Here is a 20,957-nt window from a genome sequence, read left to right as displayed (position 1 = left end):
GGAGGAGTCGATGCCGCGGAAGGGATCGGACCCGCACCTCAAGGATCAAGATCTTTACGAGAAGCTCCGCAAGGAGGGCGATTCCAAGGAGAAGGCGGCACGCATCTCGAATGCCGCCGCGGCCAAGGGTCGTACTTCCGTGGGAAGAAAGGGGGGCGACGCCGAGTCCTACGAAGACCGCACGGTGCCCGAGTTGAAGAAACGGGCAAGAGAGCTCGGACTCAGCGGGTACTCGAAGCAGAGCAAGAAAGAACTCATCAACTCTCTGCGCAACCACTGACCAAAGAGGAGATCCCCATGGGAGCAATCGACAAGGCGAAGAACAAGGCCGAAGAGGTCGCAGGCAAGGCGAAGGAAAAGGTCGGCGAGGCGACCGGCGACAAGGACACCGAGGCCCGGGGCAAGAAGGACCAGGCCAAGGGCAACCTCAAGCAGGCCGGAGAAAAGGTCAAGGACGCCTTCAAGGACTGAACGGCCGAGATCGCCTCCCGTGCCGGTCCGCCCCATGAGGCCGCCGACCGCATGGGAGGCGTTTCGCGAGGTTCGCTCCGGGGTATTGCTCCGACATCGAACAACCACGCCAGGACGGAGGTGTGTGGTGCGACTGATCACGATCGTCGTGCTGATCTGGCTCCTGGTCGGTGCCATCGCGGCGGGCCAGCGTGGCTATTACACGGACACCCAAGAGAACTGTGCCGGCGTAGGCACCATCATCGTGACGGTGCTGGCCGGGCCGTTGAACTACGCCGGGGTCAACCCGAAGGTGTCCGAATGCAACATTCCACAGCCGAGCCAGTAGTCGACGGGCACAGCACCACTACCCAAGGGCGGAACATGGAGAGTGTCGAGGCATTCCCGGGGGATCACGCACCGGTGAGCCACACGCACCCGCCACGATGGGTCCCCGAACCGGGGACGGTGTCCAGCCTTCGGCACCCTGACGCGTCGGATCTGATGCCGCAGCGGATCTGGCGCCTACCCGGCGTCTACCGCCCCCAGGATGACACCTGGCTGCTTGCCTCGACGCTCGCGGAGGTCGGCCTGCCCGACGGTGCTGCGGTTCTCGACTTCTGCACCGGCACAGGTGCGTTGGCCATGGCCGCCGCGAGATCCGGTGCGTCACGAGTGACGGCGGTGGACATGTCGGTGCGCGCGGTGGCGTCCGCCCGAGCCAATGCCTGGTCCCGGCGACTGCCGATCCGCATCCGGCGCGGGAACCTGCCTGTGGCGTTGGAGAGGGGTCCGTTCGATGTGGTGCTGGCGAACCCGCCGTATGTGCCCTGCCCAGCGCCAGAAGCGCGCACGAACTCGGGCGCCCACTCGGAACGCTGGGACGCGGGCCACGACGGCCGAGCAGTCCTCGACCCGCTCTGCCGCAAGGCGGCGGATCTTCTCCGGCGCGGCGGCTTCCTGCTCCTCGTCCAATCGAGCGTGGCCGGGACGACGAAAACACTGAGACAGCTGCGCGAGGCCGATCTCGTGGCCTCTATCGCAAAGCGCGAGCGCATCCCCTTCGGCCCGGTCATGCGGAGTCGCGCCTCCTACCTCGTCTCGCACGGACTCTGTCCGGCAAGCCAGGACTGGGAGGATCTGGTGGTGATCCGTGCCGACAAGCCCTGAGCCGGCCGGGCCATCGCATCAGAACGCCGGCCGTACCGGTGATCGATGTGCGTCGACGAGGGAAGCGACGAACCACACCGTTCCAGATACCGACATGAGGCACGGGCGTTTATTAGTCTGGCGCAGTGAATACACCGAAGCACGAGGCGCCGCCGCTCGGAATCACAGGCCGCCGCCTCTCCTACCTGACCTTCGCCGTGATCGTCGTCGCATACCTGGCAGTCATCAAGATCAGTGGGCTGCTGATCGGCGGCTGGGCCGACGAGGACGACACCCTGACCACCCGAGGGGTGGTCTTCACCATGCTGATCCCGCTCGGGCTCTCCGTGATCTTCACCTACGGTGTCATCGCCGCGCTCGGGTGGTGGCGGCCGGTGATGAAGGACGACCGCCCGGTCAGCCGATGGGTCTGGGTCGTGCCGGCGATCCTCCTCGGCGCGATCCTGCTGGGAATCAACTACAGCGCGCTGTCGGAAAAGGGCTGGCTGTTCATCGTCTGCCTGCTCATCGCCACACAGTTCGTCGGCTGGGGCGAGGAGGGCATGTTCCGCGGCATCGGCGTGACGGTGCTGCGCCAACACGGCCTGCGTGAGGGCCAGGTCGCATTGTGGTCCAGCCTCATCTTCGGCGTGGTGCACCTGTCGAACGCGTTCACGGGCGGTGGCGCCTCCGCGATCCCGCAGGCGATCATCGTCAGCCTCGCGGGGTACTTCTTCTACCTCACCCGGCGCGTCTCGGGCAGCAACGCACTCAACTCCGTCGTACACGGACTCTTCGACTTCTCACTGCTCACCGGTGCCGTCATCCTGCTGGACCAGCAGGCGTACGTGGGTACTTTCGCGCCGCTGCTCGCCTACCCGATCCTCGCGATCATTCTTCTCGTCAAGCGGCGAAGCATCGAACCGGCCAACCGCGCCGGCGACAGCACGGTCGCGTCCCCCGCCTAGCTGACGCACCGCGCTGAAATCCGGTTGGCGACGGTCGAACAAGGCGTGTGCGGCTGTCACGTCCACGTGGACGATCCCGACGACGAAAACCCTGGCCGAGGGGACCTACTGGGCGACAATCAACGGGTGATTCCATCCGGTGCCAGCGGCGACGCGGCCTTCGATTCTGTGGCCGGGATGATCGACTATCCGATGTTCGTCGTCACCACCGCTGCCGGCGGGGAGATGGCGGGTTGTCTGGTCGGGTTCACCTCGCAGGTCAGTATCGATCCCCCCCGTTTTCTGGTGGCCTTGTCCACGCGCAACCGCACCTTCCGTGTCGCCGCGCGAGCCGAGCATCTCGTCGTACACCTGCTCTCGGGTGCGGATCTCCAGCTGGCCCGTCTGTTCGGCGAACACACCGGCGATCAGATAGACAAGTTCGCGCACTGTGCGTGGCACCCCGGCGAGTCAGGCCTTCCTGTTCTCGACGCCGCTCCCGCCTGGTTTGTCGGCCGCATCCTCGATCGCATCCCATTCGGCGATCACGTCGGCTTCGTCCTGCAACCCACGGCGGGTGAGGTACGGACCGATCCACCCGCGATGATCACCTTCGCCGACGTTCAGCAATTCGAGGCCGGCCACGATGCCTGACCCGCTGAGCACCGCGGATTCACGCGCCAGGGCCGAATCGGCGCCCGCTCAGCCACCACCCCCACCGAGCTAGTCCTCTGCGCGGGATCGCACCGTCTTCCTGTGCTTGTGAGAGCCGTCGCAGTACGGCGCCAAGCCGCTGCGACCGCATCGACACAACGCGATGACCTTGCGATGCCGGGGAACAGGATTACCGTCGGAATCGAGGAGTTGCACTGGTCCACGAACAAGCAAGGGACCACCAGGGCAGACAGTGATGGTGACGGCGGCCTCGTCGAGCGGGTTCGCGTCGGATTCAGGAACGGAGTCCATGTGTCCTCTCTACACCCCCTGTCCATGCCAACGCATACGAGCAGCGCGACTACTTCTCCCGCTGGGTCGCCTCTGTCCATGCCGTTGCCTCCGCCCCGGGGACCGTTGAGCGCGCAGCTGCTCGAGGTCTTCTCGGGCCAGTCTCCTGTGGCAGATTTCCGGGCGTCAGCTCAACGCATGACGCTGCACACCGAACCGGCCGAGGTGCTGTGCAGCGAGGACATCCAACTGACCCTGACGTTGCTCTACGAGCTTCACCTCCAGGGTCTGGCGGGGGTGAGCGACAACTGGGAGTGGGACGTCGATCTGCTCGCGGCCCGGACTGCACTCGAGCGCCCCTTCGAACGGGCGCTCCGCGACATGGTGACGGCGCCGCCGACAGGCGATCCCGACAAGGTCGAGACAGAACTGTGGGAGATGACAGCTGCCGACAACGGCCCGGGGCTCTCCCGCTACATGGCACGCGAAGCCACGGTCGGACAGTTCCGGGAACTACTCGCCCATCGATCGCTTTATCAGCTCCGCGAGGCTGACGTCCACACCTTCGGCATTCCCCGCCTGTCGGGGGCGCCCAAAGCGGCGCTGGTAGAGGTGCAGGACGACGAGTACGGCGGTGGCCGGCCGGAGCGTATGCACTCGGCGCTGTTCGCGCGGACCCTGCGTGCGGTGGGACTGGACGACGGCTATGCGCAGTACCTGGCGGTGGTTCCAGCGGTCACTCTCGCGTCCTTGAACGCGTTGTCGCTCTTCGGGCTGCATCGCAGATGTCTGGGTGAGCTGGTCGGACACCTGTGTGCGGTCGAGACGACGTCGTCGGTGCCGAGCAAGCGCTACAGCATCGGGTTGCGGAGGCTCGGGTTCGGGCGTGCGGCGACATTGTTCTTCGACGAGCATGTGGAAGCCGATTCGGTGCACGAGCAGATCGCGGTCCGCGATCTCGCCGGTGGTCTGATCCGCCAGCATCCGGAGAGGGCGGAGGGGGTGCTGTTCGGCGCCGCGGCGTGCCTGGCGTTCGACGCCCTGGTCGCCGACCACATGATGAGCTGCTGGGCTGCCGGAGTCAGCTCGCTGCGTGACCCGAGCGAGCTCGTCGGGTGATCGGCACACGATCGGCCGCCTTCCCGACGCTGTGAAGGCGGCACGGTGTGGCTTGCCGTCGCCTACGCCGGCACGGCCGCGCCGAACTCGATCGAAGTCGTTCGCGACACTGCCGTCAGAGCGCTGGGACTACTTGCGGACGTGACGGGAGGTCTCGATGTCGCCGTGTCGAGGCAACCCGGCTAATACCAGTACTTCCTACCGCCGACGGCCCGACCGGTGGCCCCGAGTATGGCGAGGACCAACCCGACGACGATGAGGACGATGCCGATCGTCCACAGAATCGAGATGCCGGTCAGGAAACCGATGAGAAGCAAGATCAATCCGAGCACGATCATGGCACGCACCCCACCTCTTCAGTCGTGAGAAAACACGCGAGCCGAGTACCCGCTCTCGGGCGCGGCAAACGCCGCCCGCCCGTCGAGGTCAGGCGGCGGCCGATCCGCTCAGCTTGTGCAACCCGGAACCGCGACGCCGCGCGCCCGGCCTCGACGGCACGAACATCGCGTCGAGGTGCGCTTTGATCTCCGCGGTACTCATCTGAGTGTCGTGTCCCGAGGATTTCGCCGGGCCCGTCATCCGCGTACTCAGTGATGTCATGACTGTCCTTGTGTGGTGGGTCTCCCCGTTGCTGGGTTCACCATCAATACTCCGATCCCCACCCCCCGGACCACCATCACCCCAGGGCGAGCAATCGCCCACCCTCGGGTGAATCGCGTTGGCGAGGGTTCCACATCGGCGAGGTCCTCTGACCGGGACGGACCGCTTGACAATAAGGTAAGGCGTACCTAATACTCGCGGCCGGGCACAGCGCCCGACACGTGAGGAGTCAGCGTCATGATCGACGGTCTCATCGAAGAGGCATTCGCACGCGGTGTGGTCCGCGCGGTGACGCCGACCCCTGCGGGCGGCGACGAGTACCTGCTGGACCGGGCGGGCGACCCGGCGCGCCGCGAGGCGGCCGTCGCGGTGCGAGTCCGCGCCGACGGACGATTCTCGCTGGCGACGGGCGACGGCGGCGCGCTGACCATCGGACAGGTGGCGACGCTGTGCGGGCTGACCGGCCGCCCGGCGGACCGGACTCAGCCGTTCCCGTCCAGGCAGGCCCGGTAGCCGCCCGCCTCGAAGTCCGCCCGCGCGCAGTAGGTCGCTCGCGGGTAGTACTCCCCCATGGTCACCGCGGGATCGGAGTTCGCGGCCTGAGACGCCTGTACCGACTGCGGGTAGAAGGCCGGACCGGGCAGCATGTGCCGCAGGAACAGCACCTTCTTCGGAACCTCGGTCGAACCCCATGGCAGCACCGTCACCGTGGGGTCTGACGCGGCGGAGGCAGGCACGTCCCCCGGCGCCGCCACCACGTACGTGTAGTAGCCGTTCGCGTCGAGGTTGGTCTGGAAGTCGGCCGCGCAGGCGACCACCGGATACGGCGAGACCTGGTCGTTCTGGCACATCGACCAATACCGCACCTGCTGTCCCGGCTCGGTCACCGGCACTCCCGCCCGGGTGTCCGGGTAAGTCGGCGCCCGTCCCCGCACGACCACGATCCGGCCCGGCTGATAGGTCAGTCCGGCGCCGATGTACTTGTTGTCGCCGTTGGGGAACAGCCCGGAGGTGCTGGCCGGGTTCACGAAGGTCGCCTCGGGAACGTTCCCGGGGAACGCCCCCGACGCCGCGCCCGCGATCAGTCGGTCGAAGGCCGCCTCCATCGCCTGCCCCAGCGGTCCACTGGTGGCGTCCGCCGGGTCGAATGCCGTCGGGCAGGTCGCGATCGGGATCGTGGTGGCGCCGTTGTTCAGCACCAGCGCGACGGCGGGGAGCGGCACTCCTCCCGGCAGCGAGGCGGCGTCGTCGGGGACGTACACCCGGATGATCAGGAAGCCCATCGGCACCGCCTGGGTCGCGGCTCCGGTGGGCAGCGCCCGGATCTGGTTCAGCGCATGGTCCGCCTCGCCTGGCACCACGGTGGCGTGCCACCGACGCTCCGACTCCGGCGACCCGGTCGACGAGGGATCCTCGAACGGGTTTCCGCTGCCCTGATCCGGGACGATCTGGTCGTCTCGCAGCGTGTCGACCGTGTTCAGGTCGGTGCCGTAGGTGTTGAGCGAGAAGTACCGCGCGGCGGGATAGTCCCCGCTCAGCTCTATCCGATCGTCGCCACCCAACGCGTACGGCAGCACCCAGTAGGTCGCGTTGGCGTCCGGGAACGCGACATTGAGGACGGTCTCGTTCGACATGAACCGCCACGCGCACGCGGGCGACTCCGGGGCGGCCTGGGCGGCGGGCGTGGCCAGTGCGGGCGCGCCGAAGGCCGCGGCCAGCACCACGGTGACCATGACGAGCAGGACACGCACCGCGAGTGTCGAATGACGCGCCGAATCGGGCATACCGACTCCGTTTCGTTCAGGTGCTCACGCTACCGCCCGACCGCGGATTCGGTGGCGTGTTCCGGCGCAGGTCAGACCGTGACCTGCGGCGGACGCCGCGGCAACGCCCCTTGCGGGTCAGGAGCGCGAGGAGAAGGATCCGATGAAGGCCGGTCGTCACCCAGCACCCCGGACCCGGGGTGAACCGTCTGCGATGTGGAGTCGGGTATGACAACCCACTTACAGCCAGCACAGCGGGCGGAAGGCCGTATCGAACGGCGCCGGATCGTCGTCCGCGGAATCGTCCAGGGGGTGGGTTTCCGTCCCTTCATCGCCAGGCTGGCGGCGGACCTGGCGATAGGTGGCCACTGCGGCAACGACGATGCCTGCGTGTTCATCGAGGCGGAGGGCTCCGCCGCGGCCCTCGCCGAATTCGAGCGCCGGATCCGGGCCGATGCGCCACCGATCGCCGTGATCGTGGACATCGCCGCAGAATCCCTTGCCCCGCATGGCGAGCGGTCCTTCCGTATCGCCGAGAGCAGGCACGTCCCCGGCGCGCGGACGCTCATCTCGCCGGACGTGGCGACCTGCGCGGACTGCCTGCGGGAGTTGCGCGACCCCACCGACCGCCGCTACCGGCATCCGTTCATCAACTGCACCAACTGTGGGCCGCGCCTGACGGTGATCAACGATCTGCCCTACGACCGACCCGCGACCACACTGGCCCCGTTCGAGATGTGCCCTCGCTGCCGCCGCGAGTACGGGACCGAGGAGGATCGCCGCTACCACGCCCAGCCGATCAGCTGCCATGACTGCGGCCCCCGAATCTTCCTGGAGCGTGGCGGCATCCGAACCGTCGGGGACGACGAGGCGCTCCGTCGCGTCCATCGGGCGCTCGGCGACGGCCTGATCGTCGCGATCAAGGGGCTCGGCGGGTTCCATCTGGTGTGCGATGCGACCCAGCCGTCCGCGGTACGGCGGTTGAGGATCCGGAAACGCCGTCCCGCCAAGCCGTTCGCGGTGATGGCCGCGGACACCGCGACGGCGGAACTGATCGCCGAGGTGTCCGACGCCGAGAAACGCCTGCTCGGCCACCCCGCGCGACCGATCGTGCTCCTGCGCACGCGCGGATCCGGCGGCGTCGCGGACCAGGTGGCGCCCGGCCTCGACGAGCTCGGGGTGATGCTGCCCTACACCCCGCTGCACCATCTGCTCTTCTCACCGGTTCCCGGGTCGCCCCCGGATGAGCATCCCCGCATCCTCGTGATGACCTCCGGGAACACCAGCGGCGAGCCGCTCTGCTTCGACAACGACGACGCCCGCGCGCGACTCGCCGGGATCGCCGACCTCTTCCTGATGCACGACCGCGACATCGCCGTGCCGTGCGAGGACTCGGTCCTGGCGGTATCCGAGGACCGGGAGGTCCCGATCCGCCGGTCACGAGGGTATGCGCCGCTCCCGATCCTGCTTCCGTCCCCGGGTCCGGTGGTGCTGGCCGTGGGGGCCGAGGTCAAGAACACCTTCTGCCTGACCCGCGAGGATCTCGCGTTCTGCTCGGCGCATCTCGGCGACATGGGCACCCTGGAGAGCAGGCGCGCGTTCGAGACCTCGGTGCGCCAGCTGACCACCATGCACCGAGCCGCGCCCGCGCTGATCGTCGCGGACGATCACCCGGGCTACTCGACCAGGCAGTGGGCGACGCGGTACGGCGAGGCGAACGAGATCGAGCTGCGCACGGTGCAGCATCACCACGCGCACGTCGCCTCCCTGCTCGCCGAGCACGGCCGCCTCGGCTCCATGGTCCTCGGCGTCGCCTTCGACGGCACCGGATACGGGTGCGACGCGACGGTGTGGGGCGGCGAGCTCCTGCTGGTCGGCCCGGACATCCTGACCGCCGAGCGGTCGGGCCACCTGCAGTCGTTCTGGCTGCCCGGCGGCGACGCCGCGGTCCGTAACCCCGCCCGCGTCGCGCTGTCGCTGCTGCACGAGGCCGGGATCCGCGAGATCGACGACCTGCCGTGCACCCGGGCGCTCGGGGCCGCGGAGCGCAGGCTCGTCGCCTCGCAACTCTCCTGCGGGGCAGGCGCCGTCCGCACGACCAGCGTCGGCCGCCTGTTCGACGGCGTCTCCTCGATGCTCGGCGTCTGCCACCGGGTGAGCTACGAGGCGCAGGCGGCCATCGAACTGGAGGCGCTCGCCCGGCAGGCCGAGAGACCCGCGCCGCTGACGATGGCGATCGACGGTGAGCAGCTGCGCCTCGACGGGCTGTTGGCCGGTCTCGTGTCCGGCCTGCGCCGGGGCGAGTCGGCGGCCTCGCTGGCGCTCGGATTCCACCAGGCGCTCGCGACCGCGACCGCGACGCTGGCCCTGCGTATCGCCGACCGGACCGGCACCGGAACCGTCGGGCTTACCGGAGGCGTCTTCCAGAACCGGCTCCTGCTGAACCTGCTGCGAACGCGATTGCAGGACAACGGCGTCGAAGTCCTCACCCATCGGCGGGTACCCGCGAACGACGGCGGGCTCTCGCTCGGCCAGGCGGTGCTCGGCCTAGCGTTCCTCGAGCGCGCCGACCGGCGCGGCACCCGAGTCGACCAACCGGAGATCGGAGCACGGCGATGACCACGACGGCGCACTCGGACGCCCCCCTGATCGACGACGATCTCTCCGCGGACCTCGCGGCCGCGGCACTGTCACTCGCCAGGAGGTTCAACGCGGGCGCCACGCTGTTGGTCATCTCGCCGCAGTGGGAGCCGCACGCCCATCACGTCGCGGTCGAGTTCGTGCACCCGGTGATCATGGGCAAGCGGGCACTGCCGTCGGTCGCGCTTGTCGAACCCGACCCGGTCGCACAGTGCCGCGTCGCCACCCGGCCCGGCGACGTGATCATCGCGGTGGCATCCGCCGACCAGCCCCAGGTGCGCGACGCGATGCGGCGCGCGCCGGCATGGGGCGCCGACACGATCTGGATCGGCTCCGGCCCGCGCCCACCCGCGGGCAGCGCCGATCACACGCTGTGGGTGGCCTCCGACGACCCGATGATCCCGGCGACGGGCAGGTTCGTGCTGATGTACCACCTGCTGTGGGAGCTGACTCACGTCTGCTTCGAACATCCCGGCCTGCTGACCCCGGACGAGGACGCGTGTGCCGACGACGGGTGCGTCACGTGCAGCGACGAGGGCAGGCTCGCCGAGGTGGTGCTGCCCCCGGACTCCGCGCTGGACACCGCGCTGGTCCGCACCGGTTCCGGCGAGGAGTCCGTCGACGTCACCGTGCTCGGAGAGGTCGAGGTGAACGACCTGATCCTCGTGCACGGCGGCGCGGCGATCACCCGCATCGACAACGCCGAGGTGTCGCGATGAGCGAGAAGGAGAGCACCAACTTCCTCTACCCCTTCATCGACGCGGAGGAGAACGACGCCGACGCGTTGCTGACCGACCTGGCGGCGTCGGCGCGCGGCAAGGCCGCCGAGAGCGCACGGCTGCAGCGGGTCTCGCTCGACGAGTGGGGTGATGGGATCACCTCGGCTGGCGTCAGGATGGCCGAGCGATTCCGCGCGGGCGCGCGGCTGTACACGTTCGGGAACGGCGGCAGTTCCACCGACGCGGCCACCCTCGCCTCGCTGTTCAGCCGGCCCGCCCGCGGTCGGCCGGTCGCGGCCTGGTCGCTCGCGGCCGATCAGGCCGTGGTCACCGCGCTGGGCAACGACGTCGGCTTCGAGCTGATCTTCTCGCGCCAGATCATCGCCCACGCCAAGCCGGTCGACATCGCCATCGCGCTGTCCACCTCCGGCAACTCCGACGATCTGATGACGGCGTTGGCCGAGGCCCGCACGCGCGGCCTCCTGACGGTCGGGTTCGCCGGCCACGACGGCGGCCGGATGTCGACCAGCAGCGACCTGGACTTCTGCTTCACCATCCGGTCTCAGAGCATCCATCGCATCCAGGAGAGCCACGCGCTGGTCGGATACCGGCTGTGGTCCTCGGTGCAGGACAACCTCGCGAAACCCGCACCGGGCCCGCGAGAGACGACAGGCGGTCCCAGATGAGCAGCTCACAGGTCGGCGACCGACCCTCGACCGCGGCCGAACGTGAAAGCCGGGTGCTCGACCGCATCGACGAGTTCCGCAAACGCCGTCCCCGCCTGCTCGAATCGGTGGTGACCCTGGCCCACGGTGCGGGCGGTAAATCCTCGGCGGCCCTGGTCGATTCCGTTTTCGTCGAGTCGTTCCGCAACCCGGAACTCGAGCAGCTCGGCGACGCCGCGGTGTTACCCCTCCCGTCGGGCGAGCGGCTCGCGTTCTCGACCGACTCGTATGTGGTGCAACCGCTGCGGTTTCCCGGCGGGTCCATCGGGAACCTGGCCGTGCACGGCACCGTCAACGACCTGGCGGTCTCGGGCGCCCGCCCGCAATGGCTCTCGGCAGCCTTCGTCATCGAGGAGGGCTTCGAGATCTCCGCGCTGCGCGAGATCGTCACCGACATGCGCGATTCCGGCCAGGCCGCCGGAATCGAGATCGTCACCGGGGACACCAAGGTGGTCGGCAAGGGCGCGGCGGACGGGATGTACATCTGCACGGCGGGCGTCGGTGTCATCCCCGCAGGGCGGGTGCTGTCCGCCGACCGGGTCCAGCCCGGCGACCGCGTCCTGGTGTCGGGCACCATCGGCGAGCACGGCATGGCGGTGATGCTCGCCCGCGGCGAGCTCGCCATCGAGGCCGACATCGACTCGGACACAGCGCCGGTGAACTCGCTCGTCGAGGCGCTGCTCGAGGCCGCGCCCTCGACCCGGTGGATGCGCGATGCCACCCGCGGCGGAGTCGGCACGGTCTGCAATGAGCTCGCGCAGGTCTCCGGCCTCGCGGTGATCCTCGACGAGCAGTCGCTCCCCGTCCAGCCGCAGGTGCTCGGCGCGTGCGACATGTTGGGGATCGACCCGCTCTACGTGGCCAACGAGGGCAAGTTCATCGCGATCGTGCCGCGCGCCGAGTCGGACGCCGCGGTCGACGCGCTGCGTGCGCAGCCCGGCGGCGCGCAGGCGGCCGTCATCGGTGAGGTGATGGCCGAGCCGCAGGGCATCGTGGCGCTGCGGACCGCGTTCGGGGGCAGCCGGATCGTCGACATGCTCGTGGGCGACCCGTTGCCGCGAATCTGTTGAGCAGCAGGAACTCCTGAAAGGAGGACGGCTATGTGCTTGGGCATACCGGGGCAGGTGGTCGACATCGTCGACGCCCAGCAGCACCTGGCCAAGGTCGACGTCAACGGGATCCGTCGGGTCATCAGCATCCGCCTACTGGCCGATGAGGGCCTGGTCGTGGGCGACTGGGTCCTGGTGCACGTCGGGTTCGCGATGTCGAAGATCGACGAGGCCGAGGCGCAGGTGACGCTGGACCAGGTCCAGAAGATGGGCGCCGACTACACCAACGAGATCGACGCGTACAACTCGTCCGAAATCGCCTGATCTCGGGCATCTTCCGTCAGCGAGGAACGCACGATGAAATTCGTAGACGAATTCCGTGATCCGGCCGCAGCCCGCGCACTCGTGAGGTCCATCACCGACCTCGCGGGCACCGACGAGTTCAAGTTCATGGAGGTGTGCGGCGGCCACACCCACACTATCTACCGCCACGGCATCGAACACCTGCTGCCACCGACCGTGGAACTGGTGCACGGCCCCGGCTGTCCGGTGTGTGTCATCCCGATGGGCAGGGTCGACGACGCGATGTCGCTCGCGGAACAGCCGGGGGTCATCTTCACGACCTTCGGCGACATGATGCGGGTGCCCGGTTCGCGGGGCAACCTGATCGAGGCGAAGGCAAGGGGCGCCGACGTCCGCTTCGTGTACTCGCCGCTCGACGCGCTCAAGATCGCCGTGGACAACCCCGACCGGGAGGTGGTGTTCTTCGCGGTCGGCTTCGAGACCACCGCACCGTCCACCGCGGTGACGCTGGTGCGCGCCCGGCAACTCGGCGTCGACAACTTCACCGTGTTCTGCAACCACGTCACGATCGTCCCGCCGATCAAGGCGATTCTCGAATCCCCCGACCTACGGCTCGACGGCTTCCTCGGCCCCGGTCACGTGTCGACCGTCGTCGGCACCAGGCCGTACCGCTTCGTGCCGGAGGTGTACGGCAAACCGATGGTGGTGGCCGGGTTCGAACCGCTAGACATCCTCGCCTCCGTGCACATGCTGTTGCAGCAGCACCGGGAGGGCAGGTGCGAGGTGGAGAACCAGTACACCCGCGTGGTCAGGACCGAGGGCAACACCCAGGCACTGAAACTGATGGCCGAGACCTTCGAGCTGCGGCCGCATTTCGAATGGCGCGGGCTCGGTTTCATCTCGCAGAGCGCGCTGAAGGTGCACCGCGACTACGCCGAGTTCGATGCCGAGGAGAAGTTCTCGATGCCGGGCGTACGGGTCGCCGATCCGAAGGCGTGCCAGTGCGGCGAGGTGCTCAAGGGCGTCATCAAGCCATGGGAGTGCAAGGTCTTCGGGACCGCGTGCACGCCGGAGACCCCGATCGGGACCTGCATGGTCTCGCCCGAGGGCGCCTGCGCGGCGTACTACAACTTCGGCCGACTGCATCGCGAGACCGCGATGCTGGTCGGCAAGAACACGGAGGGTTGAGTGCCGAGCCCGCCCGGTCACCGGCTGTTCGCGCAATACGCCTACGCCCCCAACGCGCTCGGCTACTGCGGCCCCGCGGACGCGCGCGCCCTGGAGGCCGTCGCGTGCGGCGACGGGATGGGTGCCGACGGGCCCGTCGCGGACGTGCCTGCGCTGGCAGCCAGGTTCAGCGGCGCCTGGCCGTACCAACAGGTCATCGCCGAGATGTCGGGGCGCACCGACCCGTTGGACGCGTCGGTGGTGCGTGCCTACTGGACCGGCAACGAGCTGACCGACGAGATCGACCGCGAAGGCTTCGGCCGGGAGCTACTGGCCCGGCTGGCACCGTCGGCCGGGCACTACTGGAAGCACCTCAGCTCGAACGATCCGACAGAGGACCTGCTCGCCGAGGCCGCGCCGACGCACGGCTTCCACGTCTTCGGCGTCTATCCGTGGTCCCGGCTGCTCGGCTCCGGTGTGCCGCAACCCCTCCAGGTGCTCGACTCCTGCCGGATCACCTGCGGGACGGTGATCGAGGTGCGGGCCGAGGACGTCGTGGTCCGCGCGCGGCGGCTCACCTACGACGGCGCGCTCGCGCTCGGCGACGAGCAGGATCGGCCGGTCCGCCATCGGGTGGCGGGAGGCGCTTTCGTCCCCGATCTCCGCCGGGGCGACACGGTTGCGGTGCACTGGGACTTCGTCTGCGACAGGCTGACCCCTGAGGACGCCGACCGCCTGCGGTACTGGACCGGGTGGCAGCTCGCGCACACCAATCGCCGTCTCGAACGGACCGAGGCCGCGGACTGAGTGCCGCGGTGCACGAAGATCAACGAAACACGGTGCTGGAATCAGGCTTCGCGAGCGAGCCTGGAGCAGAAGCCGAGCATGACGACGCCTGCGGCGGTGTCGATCGTTCGTCGAACCGCGGGTCGTTCGAAACGTTGGCGCAGTGAACCCACGAACGCGACGACGAGCAAGCACCACAGGGTTCCGAGAAATGGCAGGGTCCAGGCGTGCAACAGCCAGACCCACCAGGGCGCGTCCGGCTGCACGAACTGCGGCAGCAGTGACAGGTAGAAGACGAAGATCTTCGGGTTGGTGGCGTTGCAGAGGAATCCCTGCCGGTACCCGGTCCATCGGGCAGGCCCGGTTTCGGCCGAGGTGGCGGCGTAGTGACCTCGGGCCGCGCTGAGCAGCATCGAACACCCGATCCAGGCGAGGTAGGCGATTCCGAACCACTTGATCGCGAGGAAGATCGGGTGCACACGGATGATGACGCTCGCGATGCCGAACGAGACGAGCAGACCTTGGACTGCCGCGGCGGAGCTGACCCCGAACGTGGTGGCGATCCCATACCTGCGCCCGCCGGAAACGCTGTTGCGCACGATCAGCGCGAAATCCGCGCCCGGCGTCAGCACCAGCACGACGGCGACCGCGAGGAACACCCACGAGTAGGTCACGCTGGCACCCTAGCCAACCCCCGCTCGCGGAACCCGGGGTTCAGCCGTGCTCCTCGACTCGGCGATCAGCGCAGCGTGGCGTTGTAGACCGCGAGGTGCGAGCGCACCAGCTCCAGGCCCGCTGCGTCGTCGAGCGGAATCGGGTCGCGCACCACGGACATCAGGTCGGTCAGCGCGACCGGCGGGTCCGCGTCCGCGCGAATGGTCATGACCACCGAGAACCGGTCCTCGTCGTTGCGGGCCCGGTACTTGATGCCTCGCACCTCGGAACCGTTCACCACCGCCGCCGCCCACTGCTGGGTCCGCGGATAGTCGACGGGATCGCATTTCGTGAGCCACGTGTCCTGACCGATGGCGGCCAGGTGACGGCCGTGCAGCAGCGCAACCGGGAACTCGGTGGTCACCTGCACCTGCGACAGCACCCGCCCGTCGAGCTTCTTCCTGCGCAGGATCCGGGGCACGTTGTCGTCGAGCGGGAGTGAGCGGCAGTAGGTCTCGGCGATGCACACCGAGATGTCGTCACCGAAGTAGCTGTAGTGGAACGAGCCGTCCGGGGAGTCGAACCGGCCGCCGTGGACGGGATGAGCCGGGGTCCGGTTCAGGGACAGCACGTGTCGATCCGGGGCGCAGGAATGGATGCGCCACAGCTTCGTTCCGGCAGGGATCGACGCCACCTCTGCGGTCACCGCGGGTGGGGGTACCCGGTTAGGCAATGTCGTCCTCGACCTCGGCCCGGACCAGGGCGGCGACCTGGTCGAGGTCGCCCGCTTCGAGCAGGTCCACCGGCGAGGTGCGGCCCGCGGCGGCGGGATTGGGCGAGAGCCACCAGGACGCCACGCCCCACGGGTCGTCCTCGGCTCCGAGCGCGGCGTTGCTCCTGCGGATCAGTTCGATCGCGTCCTCGGGCAGCGAGAACTGGAACTCCGGGTAGCGGTATCGCCTGCCCTGCTTGAGGCCGATGATCTGTCCGGCCCGCTTGCGCAGTGCGTCGCTCGGGTTGGCCCAGGTCTTGCGGTATTTGACGGCGACCTCGCCCGCGGAGAGGTGCGGGAAGGACAGGATGTACTCGACGGCATCGCGCATCACCGTCTTCTCGTCGAGGACGTTGCCCGGGTCGATGAGGTCGAGGATCGGATCGTCGCCGTCGACCTGGCCGGCCAGCAGCAGGTGGGAGACCCGACCCGCGACCAGGCTCAGGGTGGGACGGCTGGCCAGTTCGGATCGGATGAGCTCGATGAGGTCGTGGTCGCTGACCGAACCGCCGACGGCGGTCAGCCTGCGCGAATGGTCGCGGTGACGCTCCGGGACCCCGCGGGCGCGTGCTGCACTGTTCGACATGTCTGCCTCCCGGGACGCCTGGCTGATCTATCTAGATTACTAGTATAGATCCTCCTGGGTACGCCCGCGACCCTCACGTCGACTGTTCGTTCGGTTCCCGGGGCCGCCCCATCAACTCGAGCCCGGCCAGGGCACTCTGCGCCCCCGCCGCATCGGTCTTCTCGACCGCGAACCCCATGTGGATGATGATCCAGTCCCCCGGCTCGAACACGTCGTCGGGCAGCATCCCCACGTTGATCTTGCGGTGCTCACCCGCGACGTCGACCAGCGCCAACTGATCGCCGTAGCCGTCGAGCATGCGCACCACCTGACCCGGTATCCCCAAGCACATCCGCTCAGCCCTCCTCACCCGGATCCGCGGCGGCCGCAGGCGCCCAACGCGGCGGATCCTCGACCAACTCGAGCACTGCCGCGACCGCGTCGTCCACGACCGAGGCCACCTCCGGCGACAATCCGATGCCGTCCGCGACGGAGCGCACCTCGCAGCCGACCACGACCGTCCGGGGCGCGGTGCCGCCGAGCGCGTCCAGGCTCGCGAAGACCGACGCCGGGTCCATGCCGTGGGCATCGAGCCCACCGCCCACGCCGCCGCGGTCCGGATCGACCTCGAAGACCCGGATGATGCCCGGCGCGCCGCGATCCGGCAGCGCGTCCACCAGGACGAGGGCATCCCAGCCGTCCAGTAGGTCGTAGGCCAGGTGAACGCCCCGAATGCCGTAGTCCACCAGCCGGACCCCATCCGGGGTCGGCAGCGGGTCGCTCGGGCGCCCGCGCTCGGCCAGCCGTCTCAGCACCTCGGGGCCGAACCCGTCGTCACCGAGAAAGATGTTCCCGATTCCGGCGACCAGCACCCGCCGTCGTCCGCTCACCGATCTCTCCGCGCGCTGCCGTCGCCGTCACATGTGACGCATGCGTAGGTAGCGCCTGACGTCGGGAACCGAACGCACGCCGACGATCACGCCTACGGCGACCAGCGCCACCACGAGCACCGTCGCGATCTGCCCCACTGTTTCCATCGCTAGTTCTCCTTCCTGCCCGATTCATCGCCGCCGAGCGGTTCCAGCTCGTCCGGGGCGAAGTAGAGGTAACGCCCGTACCAGTCGTGCAGGTCCGCGGCTGGATCGTCATCGATGACCACGCCGACGTGGGTGTTGCCGTCGACGTCGGCGTGCACCGACGCGACCCTGGCCGTCCTGCCGTCGAAGAAGAGGTCCTGCGCGTCGGCACGGCGGGACGGGTGCAGCCGCACCGCGCTGCCCTTCGCGACCCGGACACCGTTCACCGACACCGCGTCCACGTCCGGCCGCACACTCCCGTCGGCCGCCGGATCCCACCAGGGAACCCCCTCGGGCACTTCGGGTATCAATCCCTGATCGAGCCGCGGATCACGGAAGACGCCGTGCAGCCGCTGCATCGCCTCCGGCGTCATCGCATCGCAGCGGTCGACGATCTGCGCGGCCAGCGGATCGGTGGCGCGCGCCTGCGACTTCTCCTCGTCGGTCATCGCCATCACCCTCAAGGTGAGGATCTCGTCGATCTCGGTGGAGTCGAAGAGCGCGCCGCCGCTCTGCGCGGCGACCTCCGGATAGTCGTACAGGATGATCGGCGAGATCAACACCGTGTCCGTCGCGCCGCGCGTGCCTGCCAGCACCGGGAAGCAGCGGTGATGGACGACCCGGGCCACGGGGCCCGCCGCCGCATCCGGCGGTTCGAGCAGGGAGACGAACGACCCGCCGCGGACGGTCACGATCGCATGCGCGCCGATCAGCGACCTCGCGATGGCGAGATCCTTGTCGACCGTGTCCGGCCCGGTGTTGCGCACCTCCACCGTCAGCCGGGTGAAGCGGTCGTCCTCCGCGGCGCCCAGAGTCACCGTGGCGGCGATCGGGAGCCGGGACCGGACTATCCGTCCCGCGGTGGATCCGTCCGGCGCGAGCAGCTCCTCGGTGTCCGTGCCGCCCGCCACATCAACCGGAAAGTCCCTGGCCGCCGCGAGTTCCGACACCGCCACCGCGGGGAGTTCGATCTCCCGCTCGACGGCCTCGTCCCAGCTGAGCCACGACCGCGCCCCCACCACCAGCTCGTCCACCGCGCGGTATCCGCCCGCACCCGACGGCTCCTGCACGCGGCGGGCCTGCAGCTGCAGGAAGCGCAGCGTCACGGTGACCCGTGCCGCGTGTTCCCCCTCCGCCGCGCCGCGCGCCAGCACGCATTGCGCGGACAACGACGGCTCCTCGCCGACGCCCGCGGCCGCCGCGCCTGGTGGACCGAGCACACCGAACTGCCAGCGCGACTGGTTCTTTCGCGAGCTCGCCCGGTACGGATAGAGCAGGTAGCCCTCGTACAACACCGCGTCGGCTACGGCGCGGACCCGGGTTCCGACATCGGCGGTGGTCACCGGGCCTGCTCCCGCGTCTGCGCGAGCAGCTCCGTGACGGCCTCGTCGAGGCCGACCAGGCCCAGCGCGGACTTGTACTCGGCCAGCGCCTCGATGGTGTCCTTGCTGAGGCGCACCCAGCCGGTGTTCGGGAAGTGCATCCGGATCAGGTCCCGCCACACCGAGACCGGGAGGTCGTAGCGGTCCTCGCGATCCCACGGGATCTGCTGGACCCCGAATCCCCCTGCGCCCTTCGTGAACACCGTGCCGCTGAACAGGAACACCAGCGGGACGGTCCCCTCCCGGAGGGCGTGCAGGTACTTCGCCGCCGCCACCTCGAAGTCGTAGGTGCACGGCATCGGCAGGGTCGCCTCGCAGGTCTCGGCGAAACCTTGCACCAACGCCGCGCACTGCAGCCACACGAACGACCGCTGCGTCGAGGACCACCGCTCCCGGCTGCCGAACAGGTCCGTCAGCCCCGCGGCCTCGGCGTCGGTGTATCGCCGTCGGTGCGGCTCGATGCGCACCTGGCAGCGCAGCGCGATGGCGTGCACCGGCGAGTCGGCGCTCACCGCCACCCGCGCGGAGAGGATCGGGGCCACCGCATACGGCTCCGGGGCGACATCGAGGACGGCGAACGACACCTCGCTCACGGCGCCTCACCGCCACTGAGTTCCTGGCGGGCACCGCCGGCGTGTGACCGACCGGCGCGGGCCGCGACCCCCGCGAAGAAGTCGTCGATGTACCCGCGCGCCTCCTGACCGCCGTCGAAGCCGCGCCACAGCATGCGCAGTCGACCGACGAACTCGTAGCACGCGTCGATCGGGACCAGGAAACACTGCGCCTGGCCGCGCCCCTCCTCCGGCATCCGGATCAACACCGCCTCGACGTCGTCGGCCGCCGTGTCCAGCTCCGGATTCGCCGCGCGCACGGCGTTCCACGCGTCGAGCGGCAGCTCCGACTCGGTGGCCCCAGCCGGACCGGGGTAGAACGCGACCATCCGACCGAGGACCGAGTTACGGAAGAAGAAGGCCAGTCCCACCGGGATCTCGAGTTCGTCCCAATGGCCGGGGCCGAGCTCGAATCCGGGGAACGCGAGATAGCGATCCGGGACGGCGCGGTACCGCAGCGCGGCCTCCTGGTCGGTGAACAGCAGGTAGCAACCGCGGCAGACGCACATCAACGCTCGTCCCTCCACGTTGACCACGTGCTGATGGCGTTCGTCGATCGCCTCCGCGCACATCTCACAGCGCTCGCCCGGCTGCGGAGCCGGGCGGGTCGCCGTGATGCGTTTGAGCGCCGAGAAGGGAGTGCTCATCCGCTCACCCCCACCGGCACCGCGACCGAGCGCACGCCGTCCCGGACCAGCACCGGCAGCGGCTCGAGGTGCAGGTCGCCGTCGTCGAGCCCGGCGCCCGCATGCACGACGTCGTAATGGGCGCGGCAGGTCGGACACCGCAGGACGGCATCGCCCACCGGATGGCCTGCGCGCCGCGCCAGGGCGGCGCCCGCCAGCGAGTGCGTGCACACCGGGCAGCGGTCCCGGTACGCCAGCAGGTCGGCGCCGATTCGGCAGACCAGGATCGGCAGACCCCCGACCACGAACCCACCCACCTCGCCGGGCGCGAGCTGCTCCAGTTCCGGCGCCGGACACCACGTTCCTGCGGGGCCGTCCGTGGCGTGCACGTGCGAGAACAGCGATTCGGCGGCGATCAGCCCAGGCTCCGAGTCTGGCTGCGCGGCGACCACCTCGATCGAGGCGATCTCCGGCGCCGCGGCGAGCACCGCGTCCTGCACGGCCAGTTCCAGCGTCACCGACGAGGAAGGGCAACTCCGGCAGCTGCCGGTCAACTGCAGGCGCACCACCCCGGCGCCGTCGGCGGGCCCGCGTTCGCCCGGGAACGCGATGCCCATCAACTCCACGTCCCCGCCGTGCGAGCCGAGATAGGGCCGCACGCTGTCGAGCGCGGCACGCACCCGGGTCTGCACGTCGTGCGGGTGCAGGCCGTGCACCAGCAGCAGGCTCGCCACCAGGTCGTCGGCGGCGAGCCACTCGGCCCCGCCCTCCACGTGGTCGCCGAGGATCTGCACGACCCGCTCCAGCCCCTCGCCGTAGAGGTCGACAACCTCGCGCACCAGCTGTTCGGCACGCTCGCGCGCCGCGGTCCCGCCGGCCGAGCTGGCCTCGAGAAGCGTCTCTATCCGG

Annotated in this window: 28 protein-coding genes; 15 read left to right on the top strand and 13 right to left on the bottom strand. The window is 69.1% G+C overall.

The genetic code is table 11. From position 1 onward, the window contains the following. Nucleotides 1–10: 10 nt before the first annotated feature. The 6 genes from ACWFRB_RS03955 (at nt 11) to ACWFRB_RS03930 (ending at nt 3,200) form a co-directional block, all read left to right on the top strand. On the top strand, nt 11–280 hold the full coding sequence (locus ACWFRB_RS03955; RefSeq protein WP_452638984.1) for a DUF7218 family protein: 270 nt from the start codon (nt 11–13) through the stop codon (nt 278–280). 17 nt (nt 281–297) lie between these two features. Next, nucleotides 298–471: a CsbD family protein gene (locus tag ACWFRB_RS03950; RefSeq protein WP_452638983.1), complete on the top strand. Its 174-nt coding sequence runs from the start codon at nt 298–300 to the stop codon at nt 469–471. A gap of 127 nt (nt 472–598) precedes the next feature. Beyond that, nucleotides 599–799 carry a hypothetical protein gene (locus ACWFRB_RS03945; RefSeq protein WP_452638981.1) on the top strand — a complete coding sequence of 67 codons (201 nt, stop codon included), beginning with the start codon at nt 599–601 and terminating at the stop codon, nt 797–799. A 155-nt stretch (nt 800–954) separates the two neighbouring features. Further along, on the top strand, nt 955–1,620 hold the full coding sequence (locus ACWFRB_RS03940; RefSeq protein ID WP_452638980.1) for a HemK2/MTQ2 family protein methyltransferase: 666 nt from the start codon (nt 955–957) through the stop codon (nt 1,618–1,620). Nucleotides 1,621–1,745: 125 nt separating this feature from the next. After that, nucleotides 1,746–2,567, top strand: coding sequence for a CPBP family intramembrane glutamic endopeptidase (locus ACWFRB_RS03935; RefSeq protein WP_452638978.1), 822 nt, complete (start codon nt 1,746–1,748; stop codon nt 2,565–2,567). A 177-nt stretch (nt 2,568–2,744) separates the two neighbouring features. Beyond that, nucleotides 2,745–3,200, top strand: coding sequence for a flavin reductase family protein (locus ACWFRB_RS03930; protein WP_452639027.1), 456 nt, complete (start codon nt 2,745–2,747; stop codon nt 3,198–3,200). Between the two features lie 69 nt (nt 3,201–3,269). On the opposite strand, the gene ACWFRB_RS03925 is transcribed toward ACWFRB_RS03930, so the two are convergent. Continuing rightward, a complete protein-coding gene (locus ACWFRB_RS03925; protein WP_452638977.1) occupies nt 3,270–3,512 on the bottom strand; it encodes a CDGSH iron-sulfur domain-containing protein in 243 nt (80 codons plus the stop codon). Between the two features lie 78 nt (nt 3,513–3,590). Here ACWFRB_RS03925 and ACWFRB_RS03920 point away from each other — a divergent pair, with 78 nt between their 5' ends. Beyond that, a complete protein-coding gene (locus ACWFRB_RS03920; protein WP_452638975.1) occupies nt 3,591–4,610 on the top strand; it encodes an iron-containing redox enzyme family protein in 1,020 nt (339 codons plus the stop codon). A 182-nt stretch (nt 4,611–4,792) separates the two neighbouring features. Here the strand turns inward: ACWFRB_RS03920 and ACWFRB_RS03915 are convergent, their stop codons facing one another. Next, nucleotides 4,793–4,948, bottom strand: a complete 156-nt coding sequence (locus ACWFRB_RS03915) for a DUF6131 family protein (RefSeq protein WP_452639025.1) — start codon at nt 4,946–4,948, stop codon at nt 4,793–4,795. A gap of 499 nt (nt 4,949–5,447) precedes the next feature. On the opposite strand from ACWFRB_RS03915, the gene ACWFRB_RS03910 reads away from it, so the two are divergent. After that, a complete protein-coding gene (locus tag ACWFRB_RS03910; RefSeq protein WP_452638974.1) occupies nt 5,448–5,723 on the top strand; it encodes a hypothetical protein in 276 nt (91 codons plus the stop codon). On the opposite strand, the gene ACWFRB_RS03905 is transcribed toward ACWFRB_RS03910, so the two are convergent. After that, nucleotides 5,693–6,994: a hypothetical protein gene (locus tag ACWFRB_RS03905; RefSeq protein ID WP_452638972.1), complete on the bottom strand. Its 1,302-nt coding sequence runs from the start codon at nt 6,992–6,994 to the stop codon at nt 5,693–5,695. The genes ACWFRB_RS03910 and ACWFRB_RS03905 overlap by 31 nt on opposite strands. Nucleotides 6,995–7,201: 207 nt before the next feature. On the opposite strand from ACWFRB_RS03905, the gene hypF reads away from it, so the two are divergent. From hypF to ACWFRB_RS03870, 7 genes are read left to right on the top strand one after another with little or no spacing between them, the layout of a single operon-like run. Then, nucleotides 7,202–9,592: a carbamoyltransferase HypF gene (gene hypF / locus ACWFRB_RS03900; RefSeq protein ID WP_452638970.1), complete on the top strand. Its 2,391-nt coding sequence runs from the start codon at nt 7,202–7,204 to the stop codon at nt 9,590–9,592. Next, nucleotides 9,589–10,332, top strand: a complete 744-nt coding sequence (locus ACWFRB_RS03895; protein WP_452638968.1) for a HypC/HybG/HupF family hydrogenase formation chaperone — start codon at nt 9,589–9,591, stop codon at nt 10,330–10,332. The genes hypF and ACWFRB_RS03895 overlap by 4 nt, the downstream gene beginning before the upstream one ends. Beyond that, nucleotides 10,329–11,018 carry a D-sedoheptulose-7-phosphate isomerase gene (locus tag ACWFRB_RS03890; RefSeq protein WP_452638966.1) on the top strand — a complete coding sequence of 230 codons (690 nt, stop codon included), beginning with the start codon at nt 10,329–10,331 and terminating at the stop codon, nt 11,016–11,018. Before ACWFRB_RS03895 ends, ACWFRB_RS03890 begins: the two co-directional genes overlap by 4 nt. Further along, the gene (hypE, locus tag ACWFRB_RS03885) at nt 11,015–12,127 is read left to right on the top strand and encodes a hydrogenase expression/formation protein HypE (protein ID WP_452638964.1); all 1,113 of its coding nucleotides are present in this window, start codon (nt 11,015–11,017) and stop codon (nt 12,125–12,127) included. Before ACWFRB_RS03890 ends, hypE begins: the two co-directional genes overlap by 4 nt. A 30-nt stretch (nt 12,128–12,157) precedes the next feature. Continuing rightward, nucleotides 12,158–12,430 carry a HypC/HybG/HupF family hydrogenase formation chaperone gene (locus tag ACWFRB_RS03880; protein ID WP_452638963.1) on the top strand — a complete coding sequence of 91 codons (273 nt, stop codon included), beginning with the start codon at nt 12,158–12,160 and terminating at the stop codon, nt 12,428–12,430. A gap of 33 nt (nt 12,431–12,463) precedes the next feature. Continuing rightward, on the top strand, nt 12,464–13,597 hold the full coding sequence (hypD, locus tag ACWFRB_RS03875) for a hydrogenase formation protein HypD (RefSeq protein ID WP_452638961.1): 1,134 nt from the start codon (nt 12,464–12,466) through the stop codon (nt 13,595–13,597). Next, the gene (locus tag ACWFRB_RS03870) at nt 13,598–14,383 is read left to right on the top strand and encodes a DUF6390 family protein (protein WP_452638959.1); all 786 of its coding nucleotides are present in this window, start codon (nt 13,598–13,600) and stop codon (nt 14,381–14,383) included. It abuts the gene before it with no gap. A 41-nt stretch (nt 14,384–14,424) separates the two neighbouring features. Here the strand turns inward: ACWFRB_RS03870 and ACWFRB_RS03865 are convergent, their stop codons facing one another. The 10 genes from ACWFRB_RS03865 to ACWFRB_RS03820 form a co-directional block, all read right to left on the bottom strand. After that, the gene (locus ACWFRB_RS03865) at nt 14,425–15,036 is read right to left on the bottom strand and encodes a LysE family translocator (protein ID WP_452638958.1); all 612 of its coding nucleotides are present in this window, start codon (nt 15,034–15,036) and stop codon (nt 14,425–14,427) included. Nucleotides 15,037–15,101: 65 nt separating this feature from the next. Further along, nucleotides 15,102–15,722 carry an RES family NAD+ phosphorylase gene (locus tag ACWFRB_RS03860; protein WP_452638956.1) on the bottom strand — a complete coding sequence of 207 codons (621 nt, stop codon included), beginning with the start codon at nt 15,720–15,722 and terminating at the stop codon, nt 15,102–15,104. A 19-nt stretch (nt 15,723–15,741) separates the two neighbouring features. Further along, on the bottom strand, nt 15,742–16,374 hold the full coding sequence (locus ACWFRB_RS03855; protein ID WP_452638954.1) for a hypothetical protein: 633 nt from the start codon (nt 16,372–16,374) through the stop codon (nt 15,742–15,744). 73 nt (nt 16,375–16,447) lie between these two features. After that, nucleotides 16,448–16,705, bottom strand: a complete 258-nt coding sequence (locus ACWFRB_RS03850) for a HypC/HybG/HupF family hydrogenase formation chaperone (RefSeq protein WP_452638953.1) — start codon at nt 16,703–16,705, stop codon at nt 16,448–16,450. 4 nt (nt 16,706–16,709) lie between these two features. Further along, the gene (locus tag ACWFRB_RS03845) at nt 16,710–17,243 is read right to left on the bottom strand and encodes a hydrogenase maturation protease (RefSeq protein ID WP_452638952.1); all 534 of its coding nucleotides are present in this window, start codon (nt 17,241–17,243) and stop codon (nt 16,710–16,712) included. A 27-nt stretch (nt 17,244–17,270) separates the two neighbouring features. Next, complete coding sequence (locus ACWFRB_RS03840) at nt 17,271–17,390, bottom strand: DUF6893 family small protein (RefSeq protein WP_452638951.1); 120 nt, start codon at nt 17,388–17,390, stop codon at nt 17,271–17,273. Between the two features lie 2 nt (nt 17,391–17,392). Beyond that, nucleotides 17,393–18,772 (bottom strand): hypothetical protein, encoded by a 1,380-nt coding sequence (locus ACWFRB_RS03835; RefSeq protein WP_452638949.1) that lies wholly within the window; start codon nt 18,770–18,772, stop codon nt 17,393–17,395. After that, a complete protein-coding gene (locus ACWFRB_RS03830) occupies nt 18,769–19,404 on the bottom strand; it encodes a DUF6084 family protein (RefSeq protein ID WP_452638948.1) in 636 nt (211 codons plus the stop codon). The genes ACWFRB_RS03835 and ACWFRB_RS03830 overlap by 4 nt, the downstream gene beginning before the upstream one ends. Further along, nucleotides 19,401–20,069, bottom strand: coding sequence for a DUF5947 family protein (locus ACWFRB_RS03825; RefSeq protein ID WP_452638946.1), 669 nt, complete (start codon nt 20,067–20,069; stop codon nt 19,401–19,403). Before ACWFRB_RS03825 ends, ACWFRB_RS03830 begins: the two co-directional genes overlap by 4 nt. Then, entirely contained in the window at nt 20,066–20,953 is an 888-nt protein-coding gene (locus ACWFRB_RS03820) for a NifU family protein (protein ID WP_452639024.1), read from the bottom strand. Before ACWFRB_RS03820 ends, ACWFRB_RS03825 begins: the two co-directional genes overlap by 4 nt. Between the last annotated feature and the right edge of the window lie 4 nt (nt 20,954–20,957).

The sequence above is a fragment of the Rhodococcus sp. NPDC055112 genome (genome assembly GCF_053607505.1).
The sequence above is the reverse complement of the archived record's forward strand: the minus strand, read 5'-3'. Positions and strand labels throughout refer to the sequence as shown.

Coding starts and splice junctions, on each gene's coding strand:
- ACWFRB_RS03955 (WP_452638984.1), top strand. CDS start 11: ATGCCGCGGAAGGGATCGGACCCGCACCTCAAGGATCAAGATCTTTAC.
- ACWFRB_RS03950 (WP_452638983.1), top strand. CDS start 298: ATGGGAGCAATCGACAAGGCGAAGAACAAGGCCGAAGAGGTCGCAGGC.
- ACWFRB_RS03940 (WP_452638980.1), top strand. CDS start 955: ATGCCGCAGCGGATCTGGCGCCTACCCGGCGTCTACCGCCCCCAGGAT.
- ACWFRB_RS03930 (WP_452639027.1), top strand. CDS start 2,745: ATGATCGACTATCCGATGTTCGTCGTCACCACCGCTGCCGGCGGGGAG.
- ACWFRB_RS03925 (WP_452638977.1), bottom strand. CDS start 3,512: ATGGACTCCGTTCCTGAATCCGACGCGAACCCGCTCGACGAGGCCGCC.
- ACWFRB_RS03920 (WP_452638975.1), top strand. CDS start 3,591: ATGCCGTTGCCTCCGCCCCGGGGACCGTTGAGCGCGCAGCTGCTCGAG.
- ACWFRB_RS03915 (WP_452639025.1), bottom strand. CDS start 4,948: ATGATCGTGCTCGGATTGATCTTGCTTCTCATCGGTTTCCTGACCGGC.
- ACWFRB_RS03910 (WP_452638974.1), top strand. CDS start 5,448: ATGATCGACGGTCTCATCGAAGAGGCATTCGCACGCGGTGTGGTCCGC.
- ACWFRB_RS03905 (WP_452638972.1), bottom strand. CDS start 6,994: ATGCCCGATTCGGCGCGTCATTCGACACTCGCGGTGCGTGTCCTGCTC.
- hypF (WP_452638970.1), top strand. CDS start 7,202: ATGACAACCCACTTACAGCCAGCACAGCGGGCGGAAGGCCGTATCGAA.
- ACWFRB_RS03895 (WP_452638968.1), top strand. CDS start 9,589: ATGACCACGACGGCGCACTCGGACGCCCCCCTGATCGACGACGATCTC.
- ACWFRB_RS03890 (WP_452638966.1), top strand. CDS start 10,329: ATGAGCGAGAAGGAGAGCACCAACTTCCTCTACCCCTTCATCGACGCG.
- hypE (WP_452638964.1), top strand. CDS start 11,015: ATGAGCAGCTCACAGGTCGGCGACCGACCCTCGACCGCGGCCGAACGT.
- ACWFRB_RS03880 (WP_452638963.1), top strand. CDS start 12,158: ATGTGCTTGGGCATACCGGGGCAGGTGGTCGACATCGTCGACGCCCAG.
- hypD (WP_452638961.1), top strand. CDS start 12,464: ATGAAATTCGTAGACGAATTCCGTGATCCGGCCGCAGCCCGCGCACTC.
- ACWFRB_RS03855 (WP_452638954.1), bottom strand. CDS start 16,374: ATGTCGAACAGTGCAGCACGCGCCCGCGGGGTCCCGGAGCGTCACCGC.
- ACWFRB_RS03850 (WP_452638953.1), bottom strand. CDS start 16,705: ATGTGCTTGGGGATACCGGGTCAGGTGGTGCGCATGCTCGACGGCTAC.
- ACWFRB_RS03840 (WP_452638951.1), bottom strand. CDS start 17,390: ATGGAAACAGTGGGGCAGATCGCGACGGTGCTCGTGGTGGCGCTGGTC.
- ACWFRB_RS03825 (WP_452638946.1), bottom strand. CDS start 20,069: ATGAGCACTCCCTTCTCGGCGCTCAAACGCATCACGGCGACCCGCCCG.